This is a genomic window from Aquipluma nitroreducens (assembly GCF_009689585.1).
Classification (GTDB): Bacteria; Bacteroidota; Bacteroidia; order Bacteroidales; family Prolixibacteraceae; genus Aquipluma; species Aquipluma nitroreducens.
This window is the reverse complement of sequence record NZ_AP018694.1, coordinates 4,254,393-4,272,225: the sequence shown is the minus strand read 5'-3', so window position 1 is coordinate 4,272,225 and position 17,833 is coordinate 4,254,393. Positions and strand designations below refer to the sequence as shown.

The 17,833-nt window shown below is 39.5% G+C and carries 11 protein-coding genes and 1 pseudogene; 11 read left to right on the top strand and 1 reads right to left on the bottom strand.

Annotation, left to right across the window (positions count from 1 at the left end):
- The first annotated feature begins 16 nt into the window (after positions 1 to 16).
- Positions 17 to 785: pseudogene (locus AQPE_RS17895) on the top strand (IS5 family transposase).
- Between the two features lie 14 nt (positions 786 to 799).
- On the opposite strand, the gene AQPE_RS17890 reads toward AQPE_RS17895, so the two are convergent.
- On the bottom strand, positions 800 to 1,318 hold the full coding sequence (locus tag AQPE_RS17890; RefSeq protein ID WP_318347862.1) for a gamma carbonic anhydrase family protein: 519 nt from the start codon (positions 1,316 to 1,318) through the stop codon (positions 800 to 802).
- 467 nt (positions 1,319 to 1,785) lie between these two features.
- Here AQPE_RS17890 and AQPE_RS17885 point away from each other — a divergent pair, with 467 nt between their 5' ends.
- The 10 genes from AQPE_RS17885 (at position 1,786) to AQPE_RS17840 (ending at position 17,790) form a co-directional block, all read left to right on the top strand.
- On the top strand, positions 1,786 to 3,627 hold the full coding sequence (locus AQPE_RS17885) for a 2-oxoacid:acceptor oxidoreductase subunit alpha (RefSeq protein ID WP_318347861.1): 1,842 nt from the start codon (positions 1,786 to 1,788) through the stop codon (positions 3,625 to 3,627).
- Positions 3,628 to 3,629: 2 nt separating this feature from the next.
- The gene (locus AQPE_RS17880) at positions 3,630 to 4,694 is read left to right on the top strand and encodes a 2-oxoacid:ferredoxin oxidoreductase subunit beta (RefSeq protein ID WP_318347860.1); all 1,065 of its coding nucleotides are present in this window, start codon (positions 3,630 to 3,632) and stop codon (positions 4,692 to 4,694) included.
- A gap of 647 nt (positions 4,695 to 5,341) precedes the next feature.
- Positions 5,342 to 6,610, top strand: a complete 1,269-nt coding sequence (locus AQPE_RS17875) for a hypothetical protein (protein ID WP_318347859.1) — start codon at positions 5,342 to 5,344, stop codon at positions 6,608 to 6,610.
- Positions 6,611 to 6,797: 187 nt separating this feature from the next.
- Positions 6,798 to 7,391, top strand: a complete 594-nt coding sequence (locus tag AQPE_RS17870) for an RNA polymerase sigma factor (protein ID WP_318347858.1) — start codon at positions 6,798 to 6,800, stop codon at positions 7,389 to 7,391.
- Positions 7,388 to 7,837, top strand: a complete 450-nt coding sequence (locus AQPE_RS17865; RefSeq protein ID WP_318347857.1) for a hypothetical protein — start codon at positions 7,388 to 7,390, stop codon at positions 7,835 to 7,837. Before AQPE_RS17870 ends, AQPE_RS17865 begins: the two co-directional genes overlap by 4 nt.
- 62 nt (positions 7,838 to 7,899) lie before the next feature.
- Complete coding sequence (locus tag AQPE_RS17860) at positions 7,900 to 8,346, top strand: hypothetical protein (RefSeq protein ID WP_318347856.1); 447 nt, start codon at positions 7,900 to 7,902, stop codon at positions 8,344 to 8,346.
- A 167-nt stretch (positions 8,347 to 8,513) separates the two neighbouring features.
- Positions 8,514 to 9,692 carry a hypothetical protein gene (locus AQPE_RS17855; RefSeq protein WP_318347855.1) on the top strand — a complete coding sequence of 393 codons (1,179 nt, stop codon included), beginning with the start codon at positions 8,514 to 8,516 and terminating at the stop codon, positions 9,690 to 9,692.
- A gap of 236 nt (positions 9,693 to 9,928) precedes the next feature.
- Entirely contained in the window at positions 9,929 to 12,829 is a 2,901-nt protein-coding gene (locus AQPE_RS17850; RefSeq protein ID WP_318347854.1) for a triple tyrosine motif-containing protein, read from the top strand.
- 268 nt (positions 12,830 to 13,097) lie between these two features.
- Positions 13,098 to 16,166: a SusC/RagA family TonB-linked outer membrane protein gene (locus AQPE_RS17845; RefSeq protein ID WP_318347853.1), complete on the top strand. Its 3,069-nt coding sequence runs from the start codon at positions 13,098 to 13,100 to the stop codon at positions 16,164 to 16,166.
- A 28-nt stretch (positions 16,167 to 16,194) separates the two neighbouring features.
- Positions 16,195 to 17,790, top strand: coding sequence for a RagB/SusD family nutrient uptake outer membrane protein (locus tag AQPE_RS17840; RefSeq protein WP_318347852.1), 1,596 nt, complete (start codon positions 16,195 to 16,197; stop codon positions 17,788 to 17,790).
- Positions 17,791 to 17,833: the final 43 nt, after the last annotated feature.

Genomic DNA, 17,833 nt, shown 5'->3' with positions numbered 1-17,833 from the left:
AAACTGTTAAGAACACATGAAACACTATCCAACCAATCTCACCGATAGCCAATGGATGCTATTAAGTGGCATTTTAAACGACAACCGTAAGAGAAAACATTCTTTACGGGATATTTTCAATGCCATTTTCTATTTGATTAAAACAGGTTGTCAATGGCGTATGATACCTGGCTGTTTTCCCAATTGGGAACTAGTTTATTACTATTTCACTAGATGGAAGAACAACGGTGTCATAGAACAAGTACATGAACTGCTTCGCGACAAAAATACGCAAGAAAGCAGGGAAATATGAATCTCCCAGTTTGGCTTGTATTGATAGCCAGTCTATTAAAACAACCAGATTGGGCGGCGAATGTCGCGGTTTTGATGGAGGCAAAATGATCAAAGGCCGCAAACGCCATATTGTTACAGATACAATGGGTTTGCTGCTGGCCGTTGTTGTACATGCTGCAAATGTGCATGACAGCAAGGGAGCAAGTGATGTAATTGCCTTACTGAAAGGTAGGTTCGAAAGGCTGGTCAAGATCGTTGCTGATGGTGGTTATCGTGGAGAACTCATAGAGAAGACCAAAACCACATTCGGCTGAATACTTGAAATCGTTTTGAGATCAGACCATTCCAGTAAATTTACCGTTATTCCCAAAAGATGGGTTGTCGAAAGAACGTTTGCCTGGTTTGAAAGTTACCGAAGACTCAGTAAAGACTTCGAATACCTGACCAACACTAGCCAGGTAATGATTCAGATTGCAATGATAAGACTAATGCTTAATAGAATCAAAAATTAAAATTTAAACAGTCACTAAACTTCTTTGTACCAACTCGAATACATTCCATAGGCTTTGGCAATACGTTTAATTTCGCCTTCGAGTAATTCTGGTCCTATATCTTTTATCTTCTTAGCGGGAATACCTGCGTAAACCGTACCACTTTCGACTCGGGTTCCTTTGCTGACTACTGATCCCGCGGCCACAATGCTGTTGCTTTCAATCACAGCTTCATCAAGAACAACGGCATTCATTCCAATCATCACATTGTCATGAATAGTGCAGCCGTGTACAATTGCACCGTGCGCAATTGTTACATTATTACCAATGTTGGTGGGCGATTTCTGGTAAGTGGCATGGATTACAGCATTATCCTGTACATTCGTATTGTTGCCTAAGCGAATATAATGAACGTCGCCACGCAAAACGGCCCCATACCAAATGCTACAATCATTGCCTGTAACAACATCACCAATTATCGTTGCCGTTTCGGCTAAAAAACAGTTTTCACCAAATGCCGGAGTTTTTCCTAAAATTGTTTTTATAAGTGCCATTTCAAAATTCATTTTAAAATTGAACAACAAAGATAGAAACAAAAGGAAGAACTATTCTGTCAAAATATTCAGACTCCCTTCTGACATCAAAAAAGCTCAAGAGAAAAGCAATTCACACAGAACTACAACAAAACACTACATCACAACAACTTACATCAATACAATCTCCTTAAAGTTAATTTAGATGGTGACAAAAGTCAAGATAAATAATTAAGATTATCCTGTTCAGCTTCAAATTAATGGTTATTTTTGCTGCTTCAAAAAAATAAAATATTCAAGCAAAATGAGCTGGAATTTTTCTGTTTAATAATTTCGAAGCCGATACTACAACAATTTCAAAGCAAAAAAACCTGAATTAAATTAATATATCATAATGAAGCAAGCTACAAAAAAGATTTTCTTCGCCCACGAGGATAATTAAAAATGGCGAGTTTCATCTTGCAAATTAAAAAACAAATTACAAACAGATGAAAGATGCAAAGGTTATTGAACTTGAGGAGGTAGCCATAAGGTTTTCAGGAGACTCTGGCGATGGAATGCAGTTGACTGGAACATTGTTTTCAGACACTTCAGCACTTTTCGGAAATGACATTTCTACATTTCCGGATTATCCCTCTGAAATCAGGGCACCTCAGGGAACTGTTGGTGGTGTATCAGGGTTTCAGGTACAATTTGGGAAAAAGAAAATTACCACACCGGGAGATTTGGCTCATGTACTTATTGCCATGAACCCTGCTGCACTAAAAGCAAATGCGGCATTCATGAATCCAGGCGGCACCATAATTTTTGATGTAGATTCATTTTCTGAAAAGAATTTTGCCAAGGCACAATTTCAGACATTAGATCCTTTTGCTGAATTAAAACTGGATGATTATTTCAAAATTCCGGTACCAATTACCAGTCTTACCAAAGAAAGCCTTAAAGATCTGGAGCTCGACAACAAGAGCGTTTTGCGTTGTAAAAATATGTTTGCCCTTGGATTGATTTGCTGGATGTTCGAACGTCCGTTAGATTATATCGAACGGTTTATCCAGAATAAATTTGGCAAAAAAAGTCCGTTAATTGCTGAAGCTAACCTGAAGGTTCTTCACGACGGATATAACTACGGCATGAATATGCAGCATGCAACTCCACGATTCATAGTACATCCTGCACCAATCGAAAAAGGAATTTACCGCAACATTAACGGGAACCTTGCAACTGCCTGGGGACTTTTAGCCGCTGCCGAAAAATCCGGATTGAATCTGTTTATCGGCTCTTACCCTATTACACCTGCCACCGACGTTCTGCAAGCGTTGGCTGAACGGAAAGACCTTGGAGTAAAATCATTTCAGGCAGAAGACGAAATTGCCGGGATCTGTACTACAATTGGAGCTGCATTTGCAGGTCATTTGGCAGTAACATCGACATCGGGTCCAGGATTTGCTTTAAAAGCAGAGGCTCTGGGACTTTCGGTGATGGCTGAATTACCAATCGTTGTAGTTAATGTACAGCGTGGCGGTCCTTCAACCGGACTTCCAACCAAAACAGAACAATCCGATTTATTACAAACGTTATACGGCAGAAACGGAGAAAGCCCACTGGTTGTGGTTGCCGCAAGTACTCCATCCGACTGTTTTTACTATGCTTTCCTGGCAGCAAAGATCGCTCTCGAACGAATGGTTCCTGTAGTTCTCTTAACTGATGGATTTTTAGGAAATGGAAGCGAACCTTGGCGAGTGCCAAGTATGAGCGAATTGCCATCGATTACACCACGTAAAGCAACCAACCCTGAATTATTTAAACCATACAACCGTGATCCGGAAACATTAGCTAGAGAATGGGCCGTTCCGGGAATGGAAGGATTTGAACACCGAATTGGTGGATTAGAAAAAAATGCAGCTGGCGGCGTTAGCCACGATCCGGAGAACCACCACATCAATACCCAAATCAGAGCCGAAAAAGTCGCAAAGGTTGTTGATATGATTCCGGAATTGGAAGTCGTTGGTGAAGCTGAAGGCGATTTACTGGTTGTTGGCTGGGGTGGAACTTATGGGCACATGATCAGTTCTGTCCGCGCGATGCAGAATGCAGGTAAGAAAGTAAGCCTGGCTCATTTTAATTACATTAAACCATTACCCAAAAATACAGCTGAAGTTTTCAGTAAATTCAAGAAAATCGTTGTTTGCGAACTAAACCTGGGACAATTTGCCAGCTATTTGCGCGACAGTGTACCTGGATTCCATTACTATCAGGTAAACAAGATGAAGGGACTACCATTCTCGGTACACGAATTAGTTGAAAACTTTGAAAAAATACTGGAGGCTTAATCATGACAAAATTCAATTATACTGCCAAAGATTTTAAAAGTGCCGCTGAAGTTCGCTGGTGTCCGGGATGTGGCGATTATGCCATTATGAATGCGGTTCAGAAGACTATGGCCGATATGGACATCGCACACAAAGATTTTGCCGTTATCTCCGGAATTGGTTGTTCATCAAGGTTTCCGTATTACATGAGTACTTACGGGTTCCATACCATTCATGGCCGGGCTGCGGCTATTGCATCGGGAGTTAAATCGGCTAACCCCGATTTAACGGTTTGGGTGATTACCGGCGATGGCGACTCATTGGCTATCGGTGGAAACCACTTCATTCACCTGGTTCGTCGTAACATTAACCTCAACCTGGTTCTTTTCAATAACAAAATATATGGGTTGACTAAAGGACAATATTCACCTACATCAGACCGTGGTAAGATTACCAAAACTTCGCCGTTTGGAACCATCGAAGACTCGTTTATTCCGGGGCAGTTGGTTTTAGGTTCACGCGGAACATTCTTTGCGCGAGCAATCGACAGTAATGTAAAACACACTCAGGAAGTTCTGGCTGAATCAGCAAAGCACGAAGGCACTTCAGTAGTAGAAGTACTTCAAAATTGCGTGATTTTCAATGATGGAATCCACGATTACGTTGCTGACCCTAAATTCCGCGCCGAACGCCAATTATTCCTGATGAAAGGCGAACCAATGATTTTTGGAGAACAGGAAGACAAAGGTTTGATTCTGGAGAACGGACACCTGAAAGTGGTGAAAATTGGCGAAAACGGCATTACCCGCGAAGACATTTTGGTTCATCATCCGGAAGAAGACAACCTTGGCTTACAGGTTGCTTTAATCAACATGGCGCTTCCGGAATTCCCAGTTGCAATGGGCGTTATCCGAAGTGTTAAAGCTCCTATTTACGATCAGGAAATGAAAAAGCAGATTGAAACGGTTCAGGCCAAACGCAGAGTAACTTGCATGGACGAATTGTTACAATCGGGAAATACCTGGACTGTTGACGGAGAAAACTGTAGCGAACCGGTTAAATTTTTCGACAACAAATGTTTCGTATAGATTAAAACGATCCATAATATTCAAAGGCTGAACGGGAAACCATTCAGCCTTTTTTGTTTTAACAATTGAACTTATGTTTATAGAATACCATTTCATACTACTCCTGAGTCAGTTATCAGATTCATCTGTCATTCGCCATAGTTTGTGAGAGACTTGCAATAAAATAAACTTAAAAAAAAGTAAGGCTATAGTTTAAATTTGGCTATTCGTAACGAATTTCGACTATTTAAGCTTTTAATAAAAAAATAATTGTTTTAATTAACATTATGTTGTAAAATTGCATACAAAATAGTCGAATACATTCGTTGCCAGACTAGACAAAGATGGGGGTTTCGTGAGAAGAAACCAAGAATTGAAATGATTGATATGATTGAAAATTAAGACAATAGACAAAAAAAAAACCATTTGAGAATTGAACCATTGGCTATAACATAAACTCCCCACAAAATCGGCTGCAGTGCTTAAAAATAAGTATATCAGCAAAATACCAACCGGATTTCTGTGCTTCGTTAATAGGAAATTAGCCACTAGTACTTGGGGCAAATAGGAAGTTCGCCGAAAAACTAAAGACAAGATAATATAGAGCAACGAACATATACCCAGCTCTAAAAAAACTAACCAATCTAATAACAATGAAACAAACAAAAATGAGATTTCTTAAATTAATTTCAGCGTTTATCGTACTTGCATTTTTAAATTCAGTTTCGGGTTACTCGCAAGAAAATTTCAAACCCGGTTTTATTGTCGATAATAACAAGGATACCATAAAAGGTTTAATAGACTACCGAAACTGGGCAATTACCCCGAAAAAATTCAAATTTAAAATTCAATCGAATTCGGAAACAAAAGTCTATTCTTCAACTGACATTCTGAGTTTTGGTGTTGCCGGCGAAATCTATACCAGCGGTATTGTAATCGTTGAAGATGGTCCACTTAATTCGATGGACCATGATAATCTTTGGCAATTCCATGAGCGAATTGACACCACCTATTTGCAGGTTCTGGTAGATGGCCCCAAAAGTCTCTATTATCTGGAAGACGAGAATCAGAAAATACATTTTTTTATCGGTCAGTCCGGAAAATTTGACAGGCTGATGTTCAAGGTTTACAATACAAAATATAACAATATCTCGATTGAAAAAAGGGATGAAAAATACAAAGGCCAGTTAAATATTTATTTACAGGATTGTTCTTCGATTCAAAAGAAGATTTCTTCTTCAGAGTATAAAAAAAATGAGTTGATCAATCTGTTTAAAGATTATTACGAATGTAAAAATAGTGAAATTACGTATCAGTATAAGGTTGAAAAAAATAAGTCGGAATTTGGACTTCTTGCGGGATTATCATTCACCCAGTTAAAATTTATTGCTGACAAGGAATTTAGTTACCTGAAAAAGGCGGATTTCCCCATATCAACAAATCTTGCTTTTGGAGTCTTTTGGAATATTCTTTTTTCTCGCCAGAAAGACAGAATATCGTTTAATAACGAGGTGCTTTACTGTTCTTATAAAGCTGTCAGTAACAATGTGAGGTCTTCGGATAATAATGATATTTACGACATCACAACCGGTTCGATTGGGTGTACTTCCATCAAGTTGAATAATCTGTTGAGATTCAAGTATCCTGTAAAAAATACGTTCGTGTTTGTCAATGGTGGAATATCGAATGCGGTGACTATATCCGAAACAAATAACCGGAGAGTTGAATCGCATGTATATTCTCAAACGAATATTTCGGAACGGGAAGCATTAATTGATGCAAAAAAATGGATACCTGGATATCTTCTGGGATTTGGCGGTGTTTTCAAAAAATATTCTTGCGAAGTTCGGATGGAAAAAACCGGTGGAATGTCAAATTATTTAGCTTTAAAATCACCGGTAGTGAGTTATTATTTTCTTTTCGGGTATCGGTTTTAGTGAAATTATCGCTTCCGGATTGATCGTTTCGATGTCCCTTTTCCAAGAGCCATCGGAACGGTTCATTTTACAGCCACAGATTTCAACCCCGGAAATTCATGTTGTAAGCCAATTTTCAGCAAGTAGTTTTGCAACATTTTCTTCCATCGCCAGTCTAATCGGATAAGTGAACGAGATCAGGAAAAACATGGCGACAGATCAGTATTTGGTTGGGAAGGTATTGGATGGAGACACCAATGCCTTTGCAACCATTATTCAAAATACCGAAGGGTTGGTTACTCAAATCGTTTTTAAAATGATTAGTCGTACCGAAGACCGAAAAGACATTGCCCAGGACATTTATTTGAAAGCATTTAAAAGTTTGCCCGGATTCAGGTATCAATCGAAACTTTCGACGTGGATTGCACAAATTGCCTACAATACCTGCCTGACTTACCTTGAAAAGAAAAAGCTGGTTCTTCTCGATAATCGAAATGAGCATTCTGAACCAGACAATGATTCTCTTGAGTTTGTCGGCAGCAAATCAGTAGTTGGCTTATTCAATCAAACTGAAAATGATATTTTTCAGCGAGAACTGAATGAAATTCTGAAATCGGAAATCGAACTGCTTTCGCCTTTACACAAAACGTTGATCACGTTATATCACAACGAAGAACTGAGTTATGAAGAAATTGCCCGGATCACCCAACTTCCAGAAGGAACTGTGAAAAGCTATTTATTCAGGGCAAGGCGATCGTTAAAAGACAGTTTATTACGCAAATACAAAAAAGAAGAACTATGAGAACCGGACATCCTTCTGAAAATGATATTCAGCAATACGTTTCAGACGCATTGCTTTGCGAACAATCCATCAAGGAGCACATCGAATCGTGCCCTATTTGTAAAGAGAAAGCGGGAACTTATCAAATTATGTTCTCAGGAATTCAGCAACAGCAAAAACCTAAATTCGATTTCAATTTAGCCGATTTGGTAATGGCTCAACTGGAGCAACCTAAACCTTCGTTTTCAACAAATAGCGTAGTCGGTTACCTGCTTTCTGCCATCGGAATAACGGCGGTACTGATTTCGTGCTTCTTGTCTCACCAATACCTGTCGGGTTTATTTATTCGCTATTCCAACCTGCTCCTTTATTTATTCCTAGCCATTACGCTGGTGGTTTTTCTGTTTCAGGTCATCGAAACCTATCGAAAATACAAGAAACAAATCGGCGTGTTGAATTTATCATGAATGATTTGCAACAATACAAACACATACCAGTCTAATCGAGTACAAACAATAATACAGACAAAATGAAAAGGCTCATTCTCCTATTCCTGGCATTTACAACACCTTTTTTAGTTTCCGCCGAAGATTACCATTTCACCGAAGGATCTTCGTTTTCGAGACCATTATTCGAAATTTCAGCAACAATTTTTGCCGCCTGGTTAGTAATCAACTTTCTCATTTCGCTAGTCCGAATAATCCTGGACAATCGACTGAAATTAAAAATGATTGAAAAAGAGGTTTCGGATAAAGTAGCAGAACAAATTCTTCAACCGACGAAGAACGACACCAAAAGCCAGGCATTCAAATGGTTTCTGATTTTAGCCGGAATGGGAATCGGATTAGGCCTGGCAAGTGCAACCACACCATTCGGAATACACTCAATCGCAATCATTGTGTGCTGCCTTTCCCTGAGCTTTCTTGGCTATTTCTCGTACATGAAACGATCGGAAAACAACAACCTAAATAAATAATGATTTAAAATGAAATAGCCATGTGCACGACTGCCCGCACAAACCGGAAATGTATAAATGGCTATTCGCTTCGCGGATTTCGCAAGCTCAATTCCATGAGGCTGAAGTATTATTCAAAAAATGATGTTAATACCAGAATGCAGAACATTAAACAAAAATTTAAACGAATGAAAACGATAAGAAACATATTCGCAATACTGATCATCCTTTTACTGACAAGTTCGTGCCATCACTCCGGAAATACAATCATTGTAAACAATGGAAAAGACAAACTTGAAATAAACTATACTGGTGAAGTCAAATTTACTGACGATGAAGCAGCCATAAAAAGCATGACGAAAAATAGCTATTTGAAGTACTGGAAAAATGACAGGAAATTACGCGTCAAATGCAATATCGATGGAGAGCTCACTTACGAGATGTTCGACAATGGCCGGAAATTAAATCCGGAAGATGCCGAAGGTAAAAAGTTTTTGGCCGAAGCCATTCAGGGAATGATTTCAGTGGGGTTTGATGCCCAGGGCCGAATGAAACGCATTGTCGAAAAAGGCGGTCTCCGAGCTTTACTGAGCGAAGTCGATCGCCTGGACAATGATTTCATCAAAAGCATGTACCTCGAATACCTGATTTCCAGCGATAGCATTCACCCCGACCAAATAACTGACATTGCAAAAAAGATCGGGACACAAATCGGTTCTGATTTTGAAAAGAGTAAATTACTTCAGAAGTTCTCGGCCATCCAGTTGAAAGATTCTCTAACCTCAAAAGCTTATTTCGAAGCTGCTGTAAGTGTTGGTTCCGATTTCGAAAAAGCCAATGTCCTGAAGCACATCATCAGGCAACCACTCTCCAAAGAACAGTTCGATGCTGCCCTCAATGTTACAAATACAGTTGGTTCCGATTTCGAGAAAGCCAACATATTGAAAGAATTACTTCATCAGGAAACCGTTGCCGGAGAAAATCTAAATCTGTTTTTGAGTTCGGTAGATCACATCGGTTCTGATTTCGAGAAAGCAAACATCCTGAATGAATTGATAGACAAGAAACCGTTTGAAGGCAAAAACTTTACGGATTTACTAAGCTCGATTAATCGCGTCGGGTCGGACTTTGAGAAAACAAATCTGCTCAAAAAACTGGCCAATAAAGAGTTTCAAACCGAAGAGCAATGGATTGGGCTCATCGCTGAAACAGCGAAGATTGATTCTGAATTTGAACGAGGAAATGTATTGGTACAGATTGCTGGGAAAATGCCAAAGAGCGAAGAGGTAAAAACAAGCTACATGAATGTGGCAAAAACCATCAATTCGGAAGTGGATTACGGAAAGGTTGTAAAAGCAGTAGATTAATTGATTCGGAGCGGAATCTTTAGATTTATTTCATAGCAGTCGACCCTTCGTTTGCGTTGCCGCTCAAACGAAGGGTTGAGTATTTTGCGTCATTGACGCATTTTTTTTGCATCAAAAACTCATTAGCCAAACAACATCAGGATTGAATTTGCCTACTGCAAATCATTGCTTATTTAAATCCTTTACGCTACAATTGCAGAATAATCAATGTATTATTTCCGAATCAAGTCATTCCTATGCGTAAAAAGCTAATCTATATTTTCTTATTCATTTTATTATTATCAACGGGAGCTTCCGCAGAAATAATAAACGTTGGGGTTCCCTATATCCATAACTTTCCGAAAAATGAATACAAGGCCGGAACACAAAACTGGCAGATCGAAAGAAACAGCAAAAACTTCATTTATTTTGCCAACAACAACGGGCTTCTGGAATTTGATGGTGCTCACTGGCAACTTTATGGATTACCCACTCCATCAATTATTCGCTGTTTGAAAATTGATTCGAACGACCGGGTTTATATCGGACAGCAAAATGACTTTGGATACTTTGAGCCTGACGTAACCGGTCAAATGAAATATCATTCCTTATTAAACCTTGTACCAAAAGATGACCGGAATTTTAAGGAAATCTGGAAAATTCACATCACCACCTTTGGAGTTGTATTTCAGTCGTACACAAATATATTTGTTTATAAGGATGACCAGCTATCCTCCATTCGGTTAAAAAACAGGGTATCATTTTCGTTTTATGTACACAACCGATTACTGATTCAGGATGAAGTTGAAGGTTTGATGGAATACAAACAAGGTCGCTTGTTCGAAATGCCCGGACTTAGTTTACTGAAGGATAAAAGAATCTGGGCTATCCTACCTGTCAACAATACAAACCTTTTAATTGCGACCGATCGCAATGGAGCATTCATATCCGATGGGAATACACTAACTCCGTGGCAGGGAGAAGCAAATGATTTTCTGAAAAACAACCAACTGTTTTCGGCAACTGTATTTAGCGAAAACCATTACGCATTGGGAACTGTCCAAAACGGAATGATCATTACAGATGAATCGGGGAGAATTATACAACACATCAACAAAAAGAAAGGACTTCAGAACAATACGATATTAAGCATCGGAACCGATCGCGATGAAAACCTTTGGTTAGGGCTTGATAACGGGATAGACTACATCGACACCGGTTCTCCATTCACCTATATGTTCGACCCGGAAGGATTAGGTGCGACTTACTCATCGATAGTTTACAACGGGAAATTGTATGTAGGGACCAACCATGGACTTTTTGTAAAAAACTGGCCTGAGCATTCAAGTATTGACACCGAAGGATTCAGGCTCATTCATAAAACAGTTGGACAAGTATGGTATTTGGGTGTGCATCAGGGAATCTTGTTATGTGGACACGACAATGGCACATATATGATTGATGGGGAAACTGCTTCCCAGATTTCTAATGTAAATGGAGCATGGATGTTTATTGAACCCATACAGAACAAGAACTACCTAATTGGTGGAAATTATTTGGGAATGACGCTGTTTAAAAAGTCGGCAGACAATAAACACTGGCAATTTGTAAAACAAATAAAAGGATTCAATGAATCATCGAAATTGCTGGCACAAGACAAAAAAGGGAATATCTGGATGAGCCATGGATTTAAAGGTGTGTTTTGTATATCCCTGAACGGAAAACTGGACAGTGTCACTCATTATTCGTTTTATAACTCGAAAAACGGACTTCCATCAGACTTATACAATAACCTGATGACGATTGGGCAAAATATCATTTTTACAACGTTAAATGGAATTTACACTTACAACGAGAACACCAATAGCTTTGAACGATCGGAGTTTTACAACAACATTTTTGAACAACCGACTAATATTGACTACATTAAAGAAGATCAGTTCAACAACATCTGGTTTGCCAGCGGAAACAACCTTGGAGTACTCCGTTTTTTGGAAGATGGAACTTATAAAAAGGTAAGCGCCCCATTTGAAAAATTATCGGATCGCATTATCTCCGGATTTGAAAACATCAACATAGTAGACCGTCAAAATACATTTATCGCTCTCGAAAATGGACTGGCGCATTACACTCCAAATTACCAGGCAAACAAAAAAACAGAACTTGAATCATACATTAGGGAGGTTGTAAACCTTAAAAATCATCGCATATTGTATCCATCAATGATTCCCCAAATGCTATCTGGTGATTCAACAACATATGCTTACAAGGGTAATAACATCGAGTTCAGGTATTCCAGTCCTGACTACAAAAATTTGGAACGAATCAAGTACAGTTACTTTCTTGAAAACTATAGCAGGGAATGGTCAGCTTGGTCAGAAAAGCCCAATTGCGAATTTATGAATTTGTACGAGGGAAATTATACGTTCAAGGTAAAGGCAATGGATCCCTTTCAAAACGAGAGCGAAGAGGCAAGATTTACATTTTCAATTAGTCCTCCATGGTACCGGTCATCTGTGGCATACTTCATTTATTTACTGACCACCTTAATAGTTATAGGGGCAATCGTTTGGTTAGTATATCATCGGATTGAGGTTTCGAAAAGGAAGGAAAGATTGAAACACGCTCAGGAATATCAGGAAAAAGTCCAGCAGTATCAAAGGGAAGCATTGATCTCAGAAAAAGAGATTATTAAACTTCGAAACAATCAGCTTCAAAGTGAAATGATTCACCGGGATAAAGAGCTTGCCAACCAGACCATGGATTTAATCAGGAAAAACAAATTTCTGGTCAAGATCAAAGAGGAGTTGGAGAAAGTAAAGAAATCCAGTTCAGATGATTCGATCAAAGATAAAATCACTTCATTGACTGCTAAAATTGACAAAGATATTGACCATAAAAAGCAATGGGAAATATTTGAAACAGCATTCGACGAAGTTCATGAAGATTTTTTAAGACGGCTAAAAGAACAATATCCAAATCTTACCCCGAAAGAACTAAAACTATGCGCCTACCTTCGAATGAATATTTCGACCAAGGAAATTGCCCCATTGATGAATATCTCAGTTCGGGGAGTTGAAATTTGCCGCTACCGGGTTCGAAAAAAACTCAATATCGACCGCGATCAAAACCTCACAAGAATGATTATCGATTTATAGGTCCAAACCTACAATGTTGTACTCTTTTGATTCTGATGTTGTATTGTTACATTTCAGTTAAATCAACGCAAAATACTAAAATACAATTACATAAAATACGAACTGATGTATTATTGATGTAATACAACTTTACATCTGACGTATTTTTGCAGTAGGATTTTGCTTTCTCCAAAGTAAATAATGGAATAGTTTTGTGCCCAAAATTGTCTCACAAAAGCAATTTACTATTAATTCTTTTAGAAACCATTTCTAAAAAACTTATTTATTTATGAAAAAAGCAGTTTTAGCTCTTTTAATTTTGATGAGCTCTTTTGCAGTATTTGCACAAGGGCTACAGGTGAAGGGAGTTGTCACATCGGCTGATGATGGACAACCGATCCCGGGGGTGAGTGTTGTTGTTAAAGGAACAACCACTGGTAATATTACTGACATTGACGGTAACTATTCCATCAATGCTTCCGGTAACGCAACGCTGGTCTTTTCCTTCGTTGGTATGAAAACTCAGGAAATTCCTGTAACAAACAGGACAGTTATCAATATCGCATTAGCGACCGAACATACCGATATTGATGAAGTTGTTGTGGTTGGTTACGGAACCCAGAAAAAAAGTCTGGTAACTGGTGCAATCAGCAAGGTTAGCAGCGACGATTTGAAAAAATCTTCGGACATGAGAGTCACGCAGGCTCTTCAGGGGAAAACCGCTGGAGTTGTTATCTCAAGTAATTCAGGACAACCCGGAGACCAGGTTTCAATCCGCATCCGTGGAGTTGGAACAAACGGCGATGCTGAACCATTATACATTATCGATGGTTTGCCAATGAGCGGTTCCGGAACCGACTTCCTGAACTCAAGCGATGTTGAATCAATTGAAGTTCTGAAAGACGCCGCATCAAGCGCTATTTATGGAGCCCGTGGTGCCAATGGGGTTATCCTCATTACTACAAAAAGTGGTAAAAAAGACTCAAAGATGACGGTTAGCTATGACGGTTATTATGGGGTCCAAAATCCATGGAGGAAACTTCGCTTGCTCGATAGCCAGCAATACATGATGTTGACCAACGAAGCTGCAATGAATGGCGGATTGAGTCCTAAATTTTCGGCTGCAGAAATTGCTGGCAACAACATTAATACCGATTGGCAGGATGAAATGTTCAATTATGATGCACCAAAACAAAACCATTCGGTTTCGTTAAACGGAGGAAATGATAAAGTTAGTTATTCATCCTCGATTAACTATTTTAAACAAGACGGTATTGTTGCCAAAGGGAAATCTCAATTCGAAAAATTCGGATATCACTTAAACACCGTTGCCGAATTTGGTTTCATGAAGTTTGGCTCCAATTTAAACCTGGCATACATTAACAGCAAAGGTATTGATACCAACAGCCATTTTGGAAACGGTTTGGCTCAGGCCATTAATATGCCTCCTATTGTTCCTGTAAAATATGCTGACGGAACATGGGCTACTCCTGAAGATTATGGAATCGGCTTACAGGAAATTACCAACCCAATGGCTTTGCTGGACAAAGTAAATTCACAAACAAAAACGAGTAAAATCGTTGGTGGCCTTTTCGCTGAAGTTGACTTTGGTAAAATTAATTCGGCTTTGAAAGGTTTGACTTTCAAATCAACATACAGCGGCGAAATGGCATTGGTGAACGAACGTAATTATTATCCGTTCTACTATCTTGATGCAATGCACTTTACTACTACCGACAAGGTATCGCAAAGCATGAAAGTTTATTCAAGATGGAACTTCGAGAATGTTTTAACTTTTGATAAAACCATTGACATTCATCATCTTACCTTGATGGCTGGAACAACTGCCTTTAAAGATATGTACCAAAACCTTTCAGGAGAAAAATCGGATGTGATTTTTGACGATTTTGGACATGCCTACATTGACAATGCAACCAATCCGTTGAGCGCAAGTACTGGTGGTGGTTATTCAGAACACACTGTTGCCTCATTGTTCGGCCGTGTAAATTACGATTTGATGGATCGGTACATGTTAACCGCTACCATTCGTCGTGACGGATCATCGCGCTTCGGTTCCGAGAATAAATACGGTTACTTCCCATCGGTTGCAGGTGGTTGGGTTATTTCAAGAGAAAATTTCATGAGCGGAGCAAAAGAAACTGTTGATTTGCTGAAATTAAGAGCCAGTTGGGGTCAAAACGGAAGCGAAAACATTGGTGATTTTGGATACACTTCAATTATTGGAAATCAAAACATCTATTATTTTGGCGACAGCAAAACCCAATACAATGGAACACAGCCAACCCGGATTGCCAATCCATCGCTGAAATGGGAAACCTCAGAACAAACCAATATTGGTCTTGATTTCGCAACACTTGGCAGCAGCCTGAGAGTTACGCTGGATTACTATGTAAAAACAACCAAAGACTGGTTGGTTACCGCTCCGGTTCCAATGTTAGTTGGCAACTCTGCTCCAATCATCAACGGGGGCTCGGTAAGAAACTCAGGTTTTGAAGGCGAAGTAAGCTACAAGAAACAATTTGGAAAATTATATTTCAATGCTTCGATCAACGGAGCCTACAATAAAAATGAAGTTCTCGACATTCAGAATGCTGAAAAAAGGCTTCAGGGTGGAGACGGAGGATTCGGACAATCAGGAGTATTATATGCTTCGGTTGGCTCACCAATGGGAGTTTTCTACGGTGTTAAAACCGATGGAATTTTCCAGAATGAAAGTGAGATCAATGCCTACGTAAGCTCTACCGGTGGAAAAATTCAGCCAAGTGCGAAACCTGGCGACATTAAATTTATTGATGAAAACGGCGATGGCAAAATCTCGGATGCCGACCGCGTTGAAATGGGCTCGCCGTACCCCGTATTTACTGGAGGTTTGAATCTGAACCTTGAATACAAAGGCTTTGACATGAACATGTTTGTATATGCTGCTTTGGGTCAGGAAGTGTATGACGCTACCAGACGTTACGACATGAATGGAACCAACTATCGCCAGGAATGGCTGAACCGTTGGACAGGCGAAGGCACATCAAATTATTACCCCCGTGTAACATTTGTTGATGACAACCAAAACATGAAAACAGTAAGCGACTTCTTTATTCACGACGGAAGCTATGTACGACTGAGAAACATCACTCTTGGTTACACGCTACCAAAATCGGTTGTCGATTACCTGAAAATTAAGAACCTGCGTTTTTATGTAACTGCAGAAAACCTGTTGACATTTACCAGCTACAAAGGCTACGATCCTGAAATTGGTGGAGGTGTATTCAGCAATGGCATCGACCATGGTATTTATCCACAAGCCCGCACCGTTTTAGGTGGTGTTAACATTACATTTTAATAAAGCCAATACTAAAAAATAGAAAAAGATGAAAAAGAATATAATATATGTGACCTCATTTTTGGCTTTAGCTTTGGGTAGCATTTCCTGTTCAAAATCATTTCTTGAACTGGAACCCAAAACAGGTCAGGTTGAAGCCAACTATTACAAAACAGAAGATCAGGCCTTCCTGGCGCTAACTGCCGTTTACGATGCCTACTCTGTTCAGAACTGGCAATTTGTTCCGACCATGTCCGATATTTTTTCGGACGATGCATTCTGCGGTGGTTCAAACATCTCGGATATGAGCCAATGGCAGGAAATGGAAATGTTTAAAATGACTCCTGAAAACGGTTCGTCAAGCGATTTGTGGAACCGTTGTTATTCCGGAATTTATCGCGCCAACCTGTATCTGCAGAAACAAGCCGATATCGATTGGAAAACCAATGGGCTGAAAGACCGTTACGAAGGTGAAGCTTTGTTTTTAAGAGCTTATTTCTATTGGGATCTGGTTCGTCACTACGGATATGCACCGCTTATTACAGAAGTGCTTCCTAATGTTGAAGACTACAAAAATATTCCTCAGAATACACCTGCTGAATTATTTACGCAAATAGCCTCCGATTTGCTCAAAGCAATTCCAGTGCTGCCAGTTTCAGTTTCTTCAGCCGAAAAAGGACGCATATCAAAAGGAGCTGCTCAGGCATTAATGGCCCGTATTTACCTTTATCACGAAGGTTTTGCCAAACCAGTGATGTCGGTTCCTGCTTTCAGCGATGGGAAAACAACGATCGATAAAGCTTATGTACAAGCCGCATTAGAGCAGATTATTTCAAGCAATGTATATTCTCTGCTTCCTAATTATGCCGATTTGTGGGATTGGGCTAATCAAAACAACAAAGAATCACTGCTCGAAATCCAATATTCTGAAAAAGCTAAATCAGGCGACTGGGGCGGTTGGGGAATCAATGGCAACTTCTCTTCGGTTTGGTTAAGCGTGCGTAATCCTGAAGGTGATGATACAATTTATCCTGGATGGTCGTTTGCTGTTCCAACATGGAGTTTAGCCGACGAGTTTGAAACTGGTGACCCAAGAAAAGACGCCACATTGTACAATGCTGATGTAAAAATGACTAAGTACAACAAGGCTTACATGAATACAGGCCTTTTCAACAAGAAATACATGGCTCTCAGTGCTTACATTGGAGTTGGTGGTGATCCAAGTCACAACTTTCCACGCAATTTCACCGACATTCGTTATGCCGATGTTTTGTTGATGGCTGCCGAATTATTCCTGACTGACAATCCGGCAAAAGCTACCGGTTACCTGAATCAGGTCAGAACCCGCTCACTGGGAGCAAGCGCTGCTTTGACAAGCATTACACTCGATAACATCTACCATGAAAGACGTGTTGAATTTGGAGGCGAAGGTCTTCGCAAATGGGATCTTTTAAGAAGAGGCCAGGCCTATGCAGCAGCTAAAATAAATGCAAGTTTTAATGTACCGCAGGGTATTCCTAATCCAGCTGATTTTACGGTCAGGACATATAATCCCGAAACATGGGGTATGTTCCCTATTCCTGCATCTGAAATCAGAAATACGAACAAGGATGTGTTGAAACAAATGGTGCCAGCTTATAAATAAGCAGGTTCTGTAATCTTGTTTTTAATTAAAATTTAAAACTTTT